The organism is Ochrobactrum sp. AN78 (assembly GCF_029909885.1).
Lineage (GTDB): Bacteria > Pseudomonadota > Alphaproteobacteria > Rhizobiales > Rhizobiaceae > Brucella > Brucella quorumnocens.
Genome location: NZ_JASAMU010000026.1, coordinates 1 through 10,951 on the forward strand (window position 1 = coordinate 1; position 10,951 = coordinate 10,951).

Below are 10,951 nucleotides of genomic sequence, written 5' to 3' on the forward strand. Positions count from 1 at the left end.
ACCCCGGCCAGCGTCGGGCAGGCCAAGTGCTAATCCGTAATCAGGGGGTCAATATTGGATAAGTAAAAGGGGTGAATATTCCGTTCCGATTGACAGCGTATCTGCCGCTGGCCATTTCTCATAATCTTTTGTGAGCTGGGGCGCTTCATACTTGCGGCCACCGAGATTCAGACGATCTGCCGTTAGCTTCGCCCGGTCACGCTTGAATGCAGTTAGGGCTTTGAGAGCATGCTGTTCAGATGTTTTGGCGGTTGCAAATCGGCCCTTTAGTTCGAGGATATGTTTCTCAATATTTCCCAATTCTTTATGAGCATCAGCCTGGTCTTTGCCGATGAGAAAAATCGGTCGCGCCGTTCCATGAACCCACTGGAAATTGTTTTCGGCGAAGTCACTATTGAAGACTGTCACCCGTCGTTCCAGCCCTTTCGGATTGGCGGGGATGCCATATGTAGTGCCGTCGCTCAAGCTCATCTCGAAGGCACAGTCCTTAGGCAGTTTAGTGTGCCTTTCTCCGATTTCTAAAGATGAGAACAGCCTGGACAAGGTACTCTTACCCGCACCATTGAAGCCGTAAATGAGATTGTATTTTCGGAAGCTAAGGCTTTCCGAACGGCCATTTCTTTCTTCGAGAATTCCTGCGTTTCTACAGACGCTAATATTCGAAATAATATCCGCCATATTTGCCCCGACAGTTGCCCCTATCAACCGTCACTATATCGGTATGAATTTTGCTCCGCTAGGGTGACTGCCGCCTGCTTCGCCAACGCGGACATAAGACAGCAATCAAGTTCACTGATTCGTATGGCCCGCGATGTAAAATTCTGGAGCCAAGTTTTGCGGGTTTTTCTTATCTGGACAAATCAAACGCAACGAAATGACCATACCAAGGCGCAGGGAGACAAACCTAGGCGGCGTTTACAATTTCCTGAAAAACAGCGGTGCACGAATAAGTGTAATTTTTGACGTTTACGGAAACGTCAAAGTGCGCTAGTTTTGCCCTAGATTTGGACTCTGCCTTTCAAAAAATGGGAAAGTAGATATCCGAAAGTGATAAAAATGGCTGGTTTTTTGAGTTTTAGACCCCATTTTTGTCAGCAAGGACATGCTGTCATGCATTTGAGTGCTTGATGTGACAGACATGCCAAACACAGGTGGGAGCCTGTTCCGCTTCATGCGGGGCTGAGCGGGTTATTGATTTGGAGGATTTCGATGCCGAGCTATCGCGCGCCAGTTGAGGATACAAATTTCGTTCTCAATGACGTTCTGAATTACCAGCGTTATAACAATCTGCCGGGCTTTGCCGATGCGACGCCTGATGTCGTCGAGGCAATCCTGTCTGAAGGCGCAAAGCTTGCCGAAGGCACGCTGTTTCCGGTCAACCATTCGGGCGACCAGGAAGGGTGCGTTCGCGCATCTGATGGTTCGGTAAAGACGCCGAAGGGGTTTAAGGCCGCTTATGATCAGTATCGCGAGGGCGGCTGGCTTGGTCTTGCGGTTCCTGAGCAATATGGCGGGCAGGGGCTTCCATATCTGCTGCATACGGCTGTTGGCGAATATATGTCGTCGGCCAATATGGCGCTCACCATGTATCCGGGTCTGACGCAGGGCGCGATTGCGGCGATCCTCACGCACGGTACCGATGAGCAGAAGGACACCTATCTGCCAAAGATGGTAGAAGGCACGTGGACCGGCACGATGAACCTGACCGAGCCGCATTGCGGCACTGATCTGGGTCTGCTGCGTTCAACGGCTGCGCCACAGGGCGACGGTTCCTATAAGATTTCCGGCCAGAAGATTTTCATCTCGGCTGGTGAGCATGACATGTCGGAAAACATCATCCATCTGGTTCTTGCCCGTATTGACGGCGCACCGGAAGGCGTGAAGGGCATTTCACTGTTCATCGTGCCGAAGTTCATTCTTGATGCCGATGGCAATCCGGGCGCGCGCAATGGCGTGTCGTGCGGTTCCATCGAAGAAAAGATGGGCATTCACGGCAACTCCACCTGTGTCATGAATTATGATGACGCGACCGGATATCTGATTGGTGAGGCGCATAAGGGTCTGCGCGCCATGTTCACCATGATGAATGAAGCGCGTCTGGGCGTGGCACTTCAGGGGCTTTCGATCGCTGAAACCGCTTACCAGAACGCCGCGATCTATGCGCGCGAACGTATTCAGGGCCGAGCCCTTTCGGGTGCCGCAGCGCCTGATAAAAAGGCTGATCCGATCATCGTGCATCCGGATATCCGCCGCAATCTGATGAATATCCGCGCTTATAACGAAGCCGGCCGTGCGCTTATCCTCTGGACCGCACTTAATTCCGATATTGCGCACCGTGCTGGCGACGAAGCCGAACGTCAGACTGCTGACGATCTCGTTGGGCTTTTGACACCTGTGCTGAAGGGTGTTCTGACCGACAAGGGTTTTGAACATGCTGTCATGGCGCAGCAGGTGTTTGGCGGTCACGGCTATATCGAAGAACACGGCATGAGCCAGTATGTGCGCGATGCGCGTATTGCGATGATCTATGAAGGTGCCAACGGCATTCAGGCGCTTGATCTGGTTGGTCGTAAGCTGGCGCTGAATGGTGGGCGTGCGATCACTGCTTTCTTCAAGGAAGTGGGCGAATTCTGCGAAGTCAATCGCGAGAATGAAAAACTCTCCTTCTTCACCAAGCATTTGAAGAAGGGTGTCAACGACCTTCAGGCCGCGACCATGTGGCTGATGCAGAACGCGATGGCAAAGCCGGATAATGCCGGTGCTGCATCGAATGATTACATGCATCTCTTTGGTCTGGTGGCGCTTGGTTACATGTGGGCGCGCATGGCGAAGGTTGCCGAGGAAAAGCTGGAATTGGGCGAAGGCAATAAGGCTTATCTTGAAGCAAAGCTGGTTACTGCGCGCTATTATTTCGAGCGGATCATGCCGGAAAGTGTCGCCCATCTCGCGCGCATCCAATCGGGTGCAGACAGCATGATGGCGCTTAACGCAGACGCATTTTGAGTTAGAGATCAGGCTAAGTTTTCGAACTTAGCGGGAAGGAGATAAAATGGCTGAGGCTTGTATTTACGATCACGTCCGCACCCCGCGCGGACGTGGCAAGAAGGACGGCAGCCTGCATGAAGTGCCTGCGGTTCGTCTGGGCGCGAAGGTTCTGGAATCCTTGCGCGACCGTAACGGCATCGATACGGCCAAGGTTGACGACATCATATTCGGCTGTGTTGATCCAGTCGGTGAAGCAGGAGCCGTCATTCCGCGCTCGTCAGCATTTGAAGCAGGCTATGATTTCAAAGCGCCGGGCATCCAGATTTCGCGCTTCTGCGCGTCCGGGCTGGATGCGGTCAATCTGGCTGCTGCCAAGGTGGCGTTTGGTTCCGACGATCTGGTGATCGCGGGCGGTGTGGAAAGCATGTCCCGCGTTGGTATGGGTATGTCGGGCGGTGCCTGGTACATGGACCCATCGGTCGGCTTTCCGGGCTATTTCATGCCGCAGGGCGTATCCGCCGATCTGATCGCCACCAAATACGGCTTCTCGCGTGATGACGTTGATGCCTATGCCGTTGAGAGCCAGAAGCGCGCCGCAAAGTCGTGGGAAAAAGGCTATTTCAAGAATTCGGTCATTCCGATCAAGGATCAGAACGGCCTCACCATTCTGGCTCAGGACGAGCATATGCGTCCCGGCACTGATATGCAGGCGCTCGGCCAGTTGAACCCATCCTTCGTGATGCCTGGTGAAATGGGCGGCTTTAATGCTGTTGGCATTCAGGCGCATCCGGAAGTCGAAACCATCAATCACGTTCATCATGCCGGTAATTCATCGGGCATCGTGGATGGTGCTGCTGGCGTTTTGATCGGTTCACGCAAGGCTGGCAAGGCGTTTGATATCAAGCCACGCGCTCGCATCCGCGCCTTTGCCAATATCGGCTCCGATCCGGCGCTCATGCTGACCGGCCCGGTCGATGTGACGGAAAAGCTTCTCAAACAGGCCAAGCTGAAGCTCTCAGATATCGATCTGTTCGAGCTGAACGAAGCCTTCGCCGCTGTCGTGCTGCGCTATATGCAGGCGTTCGACATTCCGCACGACAAGATCAACGTCAATGGCGGTGCGATCGCGCTCGGCCATCCGCTCGGCGCGACTGGTGCGATGATCCTCGGCACGGTGCTGGATGAATTGGAGCGCCGCGACCTAAACACCGCACTGGTCACTTTGTGTATTGGTGCTGGCATGGGTACGGCCACGATCATCGAGCGCGTGTAAGGGGAGGAGGCGAATAATGGCGTATGTAAATTTCAAAGTTGAAACCGACACCGATGGCATTGCTCTCGTCACATGGGACATGCCTGAAAAGTCGATGAATGTTTTCACCGTCGAGGCGATGCAGGAATTGAGCGCCATCATCGACGCGACGACGGGCGACGACAAGGTCAAGGGCGTTGTTATTACGTCTGGCAAGGAAACGTTCTCCGGGGGTGCGGACCTGACCATGCTGGAAGGTATGTTCAAAGAGTTTCAGAAGCAGAAGGCCAAGGATCATCAGGCTGCTGTTCAGTCGCTGTTTGATAATGTTGGCCGTATGGGTGGGTTGTTCCGCAAGCTGGAAACCTCTGGCAAGCCATGGGTTTCCGCAATTAACGGTACGTGCATGGGCGGCGCATTTGAAATGTCACTCGCTTGCCATGCCCGCGTGGCGTCCGACGCTCCGGGCGTGAAAATGGGCCTGCCGGAAGTGAAAGTCGGCCTGTTTCCCGGTGCTGGCGGTACACAGCGTGTACCACGTCTTGCCAACCAGCAGGACGCTTTGCAGATGATGACGACCGGCTCCAGCCTGACAGCGCAGCGCGCCAAGGCGATGGGGCTTGTCACCGAAGTAGCACCGGCCAAGAAGCTCGTCGAAACTGCAAAGAAGCTCATCAAGGGCGGTCTCAAACCAGTACAGCCATGGGATGAAAAGGGTTTCAAGCTGCCGGGCGGCGCGATTTATTCGGCTGCTGGCGCGAACCTCTGGCCTGCGGCAACCGCTATCCTGCGCCGTGAAACTTCCGGTAATTATCCAGCAGCACTCGCCATTCTGAAATCGGTCTATGAGGGCCTTCTGGTGCCGTTCGACACCGGTCTCAAGATCGAGCAGCGCTATTTTACTGAAATCCTTCAGACGACTGAAGCGGGCATGATGATCCGTTCGCTCTTCGTGTCGTTGCAGGAATTGAACAAGGGCGCACGTCGTCCGGTCGATGAAAAGCCGACCAAGTTCAAGAAGATCGGTGTGATTGGCGCGGGCTTTATGGGCGCAGGCATTGCCTATGTGACAGCCAAGGCCGGCATTCCGGTGGTGTTGATCGATCGCGATCAGGAATCTGCCGATAAGGGCAAAGCCCATGCCGCAGATCTGATTACCAAGGAAATGCAGAAGGGCCGCGCTACGGAAGCCGACAAGGAAAAGCTTCTGTCGCTCATCACAGCAACACCTGACTATGCTTTGCTCGAAGGCGCTGATCTGGTGATCGAAGCCGTGTTCGAGGACCGTGAAGTCAAGCGGGTGGCAACTGAGAAGGCCGAGGAAGTTCTCAAGACCTCTGCGGTTTTCGCTTCCAACACCTCGACCTTGCCTATCACTGGCCTTGCCAAAGTCTCCAAGCGTCCGAAGAACTTCATCGGCATTCATTTCTTCTCACCAGTTGACAAGATGATGCTGGTGGAAGTGATCCTCGGCAAGAAGACGTCCGAGAAAGCTCTAGCCGTAGCGCTCGATTATGTCCGCGCAATCAAGAAGACGCCGATTGTCGTCAACGACACACGCGGTTTCTACGTCAATCGTTGCGTGCTGCGTTATATGTCGGAAGCCTACAACATGCTTGTTGAGGGTGTGCCTGCTGCAATGATCGAAAATGCCGCCCGTATGGCCGGTATGCCGGTTGGTCCGCTTGCGCTCAACGATGAAACGGCAATCGATCTTTCGCAGAAGATCCTCAAGGCAACATTGGCTGATCTTGGCGAGAAGGCTGTCGATCCGCGCCATGTGGAACTGGTGGACAAACTCGTTAACGAGTTTGACCGTAAGGGCCGCAAGAATGGCAAGGGTTTTTATGAGTATCCGGCGAAGCCTGCCAAGAAGCACCTCTGGGCCGGTCTGAAAGACCTCTATCCACAGCAGAACCCGGATAAAATTGACGTGAAGGAGCTGAAAGAGCGCTTCCTCGTGACGATTGCTCTGGAAGCTGCGCGCGTGATGGAAGAAGGCATTGTCACCGACCCGCGTGAAGCGGACGTCGGTTCTATTCTGGCCTTCGGCTTTGCGCCTTATACCGGCGGTACGCTTTCCTATATCGATGGCATGGGCGCGAAGAAATTCGTCAAGCTTGCCAAGGAGTTGCAGCGCAAGTACGGCCAGCAGTTCAAGGCACCCAAGCTGCTTGCTGACATGGCCGATAATGGCGAAAGCTTCTATCAGCGTTTCAACCCATATAAGGGCGAAGCGAAGAAAGCAGCCTGATCGGGCATTGAGCTAAAATATTACAAAACGCGCGGCATTTCGATGTCGCGCGTTTTTTGTTTGCGAATAAGAAAATTTTCCCTTTAATATCGCACATCTTGCGTAAAATAGGGATTTCCGGTAGGTTGGGCACAACATATGATAGGTGTTTAGGTTTAAAATCCTCTTTGGCGGGTCATAGCAATGTTTTCTCATGATAGCGTCTGGGCTGCGATAGATGCATTGGCAGAACGCAGTTCGTTAAGTGCGTCTGGCCTCGCACGTCGCGCTGGGCTGGATCCGACGACCTTCAACAAGTCGAAGCGTTATGCTTCCGATGGACGCGCGCGCTGGCCATCGACTGAATCGCTTGCCAAGGTCATGGAAGCAACCGGCGCAACGTTTGACGAGTTTACCCGGTTGATCCGCGGTGAAAACGGAACACCCAACTATGGCGATTATTTGCAGGAGCCGAGTGCTATTCCGTTGCTTGGTATGGCTGAAGCAGGGACGGGGGGCTTTTTCGATGATGCCGGGTTCCCTGCCGGACAGGGGTGGGATGTTGTGCAGTTTCCTGCGGCGCCAACTGATAATGTCTATGCGCTGGAAGTTTCAGGTGACTCCATGTTGCCACTCTATCGCGACGGCGATACGTTGGTCGTGGCACCCAATGCACCGGTTCGCCGTGGTGATCGTGTGGTCGTTCGTACCAAAGACGGAGAGGTTATGGCTAAAATCCTGCATCGCCAGACACCGCGCACAATTGAATTGCATTCCTTTAATCCTGAATTTCCAAATCGTTCCTTTGAAACAAAAGATGTCGAGTGGATTGCCCGTATTTTGTGGGCGAGCCAGTAATGGCTAAACCGCAGAATAAGAGCCATGCCCGTATTGTTTTCGGTGGTTTTGCTGGGCTAACCGGGGCCATTCTTGTGGCGGCTTTTGTCGCGCCGTTCTATGGCGCGCTTGATCGTCCGGTAACGGTTGTCGAAAGCGGAGAGGGCAAGAACCAGCCTGAAACTGCCGCCGGTAATGGAATTGTGGTTGAGCAGTTCGATTACAACGAGCCGGGGACAGGTGCTGGAACAGATCAATCGCCATCGGAGGATGTTACCCCCACGCCAGAGACAACACCGGACGGTGAAGGTCAGAACACGAATAGCCAGACAGATCAGAATCCGCTTGAGCGTGAACCTGCCCGTCCGCCTTTGAGCGATCTTGGGCTTGCATCAACGCCGAAGCCCCCAGAACCTCCGGCACCGAGCGCGCCGGTCGATGAGGGCGAGCCGATGCAGTTGCTGCAGCGACCGGTTGCTTTGGCTGCAGGAAAACTCGAAAGTCAGGGCCGTATCGTTGACCTGCAAGGCATCGAGACTGTACCGCTTGAGCAGACCTGTCAATCAACATCGGGCGAAACCTGGCCTTGTGGGATGCAGGCACGAACTGCCTTCCGCCAATGGCTGCGTTCGCGCGCAATTATGTGTCGTCTGCCACAAAACGACAGCGGAGCGGCTGTTGCAACACAATGCAGTGTCGGCAGTGATGATGCAGCACTCTGGCTTGTGGCGAACGGTTGGGCGAAAGCTACGCCCGGTAGCGCCTATGTAGAGGCCGGACAGAAGGCAGAAGAGGCAAAGCTTGGCGTGTATGGTGACAAACCAGATACATCGCTGCCCAACCTTGGTTCCGATACCGGAGGTCCGCTGCAAAATCCTTCGCCTCTGGCTCCGGAAATTGAACCGCAGCCATCTTCACCATCGCCCCAACAAGGGGAGTTTCCGCCGGCCCCGGCACCTATGGTGCCAGCACCCGCAAATTAAAGCATATCTCCCAAAAGTGGGAACCGGTTTTCGGAACAAGATGTGCGTAAAAACAAATAGATAGAGCACCTCCGGCGTTTCATCTTAAACAGGAAATGCTCTAAGTGTTCTCCGCAGGTTAGCGAGCGGCTTTATTCAGCCGTTCGTTCCTGATTCTGGCGTGGTAAGCCGTCGCGCGGCAGCGTTATGACCACGAGACAGGAGATAATTAGTGCCACGCCCAGCCAACCCATCGGGGCGAGGCGTTCTCCTACAATGACAACGGCCAGCAGTGCGGCGACTACGGGTTCTATCAGGGTGATCGTCGTTGCCATGCTTGCTGAAATTCGCGCAAGGCCCATACCAAAGCAAAGATAGCCGATGAACATCGGCACTATGGCCATGTAGAGACCGACGGCTGCATTATTCCATGAAGCTACAAAGGGTGCACCGGTCATAAGCAAAACCGGCATCAGCAACAGTCCGCCAATTCCAAATGTTGCCCCCATTGCAACGGAGGATTGTATTCCGCGTAACATAAGGCCGCGTGCGGTCCAGGAATAAAGAGCGTAGGTCAGGCCTCCAAGAAGGCCGAGGCAGATACCGATCAGAACCGAGCTGCCTGTCTGGGTGCCGTTATGCATGGAGCCTTCCGCGATGCATAGCAGGATCATTCCAATCAGGCCGATAAGTGCACCCCACAGCCATTGCTTTGATAAGCGCACACCATCAAACAGATATTCGATGAGAGCCGAGAGCAGCGGCGCGGAACCGATGGTCACAACCGTTCCGATGGTAACACCTGCCATCCGCATGGAGGCGTAAAATGCAAGTGGATAGATAGCGACGGCCAGCCCACCCAGAACCAGATTGCGCCAGTGTTTTGAGAGATGCGGCAGGGTGCGCAGTATTCCACGCCCGGCAAGCAAGGCTTGCAACAATCCGCCGATCCCCATTGCGGCAGCGCCGATAGCAACTGCGCTGACTTCGGGTGCAAAAGTCGCGGCTGTGCCAGTAGTTCCCCAGACAATGGCTGAAACGAGAACGGCCGCAACACCGATTGTAGATTCACGGGATGAATTGCTCACAGAAGCTCCATCAAGTCAGACGCCATTGCGCGCGCGACCTGAACATACTCGCTATTGCCTTCAAGCCCCGCTCGCGACATCGCTCCCTCCAGTAGAAAAGCCATGTGCCTGGCGAGTGCCGTGGCACGAGCAGGGTCATGTGGCCAAAGTTCTGTCAGATGGGTAGCAAGCAGCGCTTCGACTTCGCGCTTGTGATGCTTTACAGCCTGTCGTCCAATATCGTCGGCAGAGAGCTCCGCCGCTGCATTCAGCAGACCGCAACCGCGAAAACCACGCTCATATTCATGCTCAGCGTGATCCTGATAGGCGTCAAACACCGCAAGAACCTTGTCTCTAGGCCCGGGCGCATGTTGCAATCGCGCCCGATAGAGTTCCAACCACTCGGCGTGACGTGCTTCGAGATATTGATTTACCAGATCAGCCTTTGAAGCGAAGTTGTTATAGAGGCTCTTCTTGGCGACGCCCGCTTTTTCAACAATGGCATCAATGCCCGTGCCACCAATTCCATTATTGTAAAACAGAACGGCAGCGGCTTTGAGCAGCTTGTCGCGCGCGCTTTCTGCTGGCGGAGGTTTCTCGGTATCCATAGCTTTGCCTCAATAGTAGGTAGGTCGTACTACCTACTATTGAGGTGTGAGTCAATCTGAAGGGACTTCGCTACCGGCAAATGCGGTAAGTGCAGCTTGCATTTCATTCGTGGAGAAAGGACCTCCATGCCCTTCGGTTTCTATGATGCGCAATTGACTGGCAGGCCATGCTTTATGCAGTCGCCAGCCAGTTATCGCAGGTCCGCTAAAATCTCTGCGCCCACAGATCAGAACTGCTGGAATATGCGAAATCCTCTCCATGCTGTTGAGGATTTCGTGGCCATCGCGCAAAAAGCCGTCATTGGCCCAGTAGTGGGTGACAAGCGTTGCGAAAGCGAGCCCAGCCATCTGGTCGAAACGGCTATCGATTGGTGTCCAGTTGGGGTCGAGCGAAATATGTGTCGTTTCCCATTGGTTCCAATCTCGTGCAGCCTGTAGACGATCCCTCAGACTACCGCTTGCCAGGCGTCTGGCATAGGCTTCCACAACACGTTCTCCGTCATGTTTGTGAGGGAGGACATGTCAAAGCGCTCCCATGCCTCCGGAAACAATGAACCAACACCTTCAGTGATCCAGTTCACTTCCTCTCGGCTGGTGGTTGTTACTGCAACGAGCACTATTTCTGAAACACGTTCGGGATGTGCCTGCGCATAGGCAAGTGCAAGCGTCGCGCCCCATGATGAGCCTGCAACCAGCCACCGATCAATGCTCAGATGTTTACGAACTGCTTCGATATCTTCAATCAGGGTCTGTGTGGTGTTGAGATGAAGCTGATCGAGATCGTCTATCGCCAGAGGACGGCTGCGCCCGCAACCTCTCTGATCAATACCGATGACGCGGTATTTTTCTGGGGCGAAGCGCTGCCGATAGTTGCCAGATCGCAAGCCGCTTCCCGGACCGCCGTGCAAGTAATGGACTTGCCCTTATTTAGTGGAGAGGTTCTGTCATTAATTTACGGTTCGCCGTCTCGAACTGCACCGGCGATTTATACCCGAGGGCAGAATGTC

Annotated in this window: 10 protein-coding genes; 5 read left to right on the top strand and 5 right to left on the bottom strand. The window is 54.3% G+C overall.

Annotated features, from left to right (window positions below; genetic code table 11):
• Nucleotides 1-48: 48 nt before the first annotated feature.
• Nucleotides 49-678 (bottom strand): AAA family ATPase, encoded by a 630-nt coding sequence (locus tag QBD00_RS23365; protein WP_318580679.1) that lies wholly within the window; start codon nucleotides 676-678, stop codon nucleotides 49-51.
• Nucleotides 679-1,209: 531 nt separating this feature from the next.
• On the opposite strand from QBD00_RS23365, the gene QBD00_RS23370 reads away from it, so the two are divergent.
• From QBD00_RS23370 to QBD00_RS23390, 5 genes are all read left to right on the top strand, one after another.
• On the top strand, nucleotides 1,210-3,003 hold the full coding sequence (locus tag QBD00_RS23370; protein ID WP_191792707.1) for an acyl-CoA dehydrogenase C-terminal domain-containing protein: 1,794 nt from the start codon (nucleotides 1,210-1,212) through the stop codon (nucleotides 3,001-3,003).
• Between the two features lie 46 nt (nucleotides 3,004-3,049).
• On the top strand, nucleotides 3,050-4,258 hold the full coding sequence (locus QBD00_RS23375; RefSeq protein ID WP_318580680.1) for an acetyl-CoA C-acetyltransferase: 1,209 nt from the start codon (nucleotides 3,050-3,052) through the stop codon (nucleotides 4,256-4,258).
• 16 nt (nucleotides 4,259-4,274) lie between these two features.
• A complete protein-coding gene (locus QBD00_RS23380; RefSeq protein WP_191792708.1) occupies nucleotides 4,275-6,491 on the top strand; it encodes an FAD-dependent oxidoreductase in 2,217 nt (738 codons plus the stop codon).
• 183 nt (nucleotides 6,492-6,674) lie between these two features.
• Entirely contained in the window at nucleotides 6,675-7,328 is a 654-nt protein-coding gene (locus tag QBD00_RS23385; RefSeq protein WP_318580681.1) for a helix-turn-helix transcriptional regulator, read from the top strand.
• Nucleotides 7,328-8,290, top strand: a complete 963-nt coding sequence (locus tag QBD00_RS23390; protein ID WP_318580682.1) for a thermonuclease family protein — start codon at nucleotides 7,328-7,330, stop codon at nucleotides 8,288-8,290. Before QBD00_RS23385 ends, QBD00_RS23390 begins: the two co-directional genes overlap by 1 nt.
• 131 nt (nucleotides 8,291-8,421) lie before the next feature.
• Here the strand turns inward: QBD00_RS23390 and QBD00_RS23395 are convergent, their stop codons facing one another.
• The 4 genes from QBD00_RS23395 to QBD00_RS23410 are packed head-to-tail and all read right to left on the bottom strand — an operon-like array spanning nucleotide 8,422 to nucleotide 10,828.
• Nucleotides 8,422-9,357: a DMT family transporter gene (locus QBD00_RS23395; RefSeq protein ID WP_318580683.1), complete on the bottom strand. Its 936-nt coding sequence runs from the start codon at nucleotides 9,355-9,357 to the stop codon at nucleotides 8,422-8,424.
• Entirely contained in the window at nucleotides 9,354-9,944 is a 591-nt protein-coding gene (locus QBD00_RS23400; protein ID WP_318580684.1) for a TetR/AcrR family transcriptional regulator, read from the bottom strand. The genes QBD00_RS23395 and QBD00_RS23400 overlap by 4 nt, the downstream gene beginning before the upstream one ends.
• A 51-nt stretch (nucleotides 9,945-9,995) precedes the next feature.
• The gene (locus tag QBD00_RS23405; RefSeq protein ID WP_318580685.1) at nucleotides 9,996-10,430 is read right to left on the bottom strand and encodes a hypothetical protein; all 435 of its coding nucleotides are present in this window, start codon (nucleotides 10,428-10,430) and stop codon (nucleotides 9,996-9,998) included.
• Entirely contained in the window at nucleotides 10,391-10,828 is a 438-nt protein-coding gene (locus tag QBD00_RS23410; RefSeq protein WP_318580686.1) for an alpha/beta fold hydrolase, read from the bottom strand. The genes QBD00_RS23405 and QBD00_RS23410 overlap by 40 nt, the downstream gene beginning before the upstream one ends.
• Nucleotides 10,829-10,951 lie beyond the last annotated feature (123 nt).

What these genes read in the sequence shown, in the direction of transcription:
- QBD00_RS23380 (WP_191792708.1), top strand. Translation starts at nt 4,275, where the DNA reads ATGGCGTATGTAAATTTCAAAGTTGAAACCGACACCGATGGCATTGCT.
- QBD00_RS23375 (WP_318580680.1), top strand. Translation starts at nt 3,050, where the DNA reads ATGGCTGAGGCTTGTATTTACGATCACGTCCGCACCCCGCGCGGACGT.
- QBD00_RS23400 (WP_318580684.1), bottom strand. Translation starts at nt 9,944, where the DNA reads ATGGATACCGAGAAACCTCCGCCAGCAGAAAGCGCGCGCGACAAGCTG.
- QBD00_RS23390 (WP_318580682.1), top strand. Translation starts at nt 7,328, where the DNA reads ATGGCTAAACCGCAGAATAAGAGCCATGCCCGTATTGTTTTCGGTGGT.
- QBD00_RS23370 (WP_191792707.1), top strand. Translation starts at nt 1,210, where the DNA reads ATGCCGAGCTATCGCGCGCCAGTTGAGGATACAAATTTCGTTCTCAAT.
- QBD00_RS23385 (WP_318580681.1), top strand. Translation starts at nt 6,675, where the DNA reads ATGTTTTCTCATGATAGCGTCTGGGCTGCGATAGATGCATTGGCAGAA.
- QBD00_RS23365 (WP_318580679.1), bottom strand. Translation starts at nt 678, where the DNA reads ATGGCGGATATTATTTCGAATATTAGCGTCTGTAGAAACGCAGGAATT.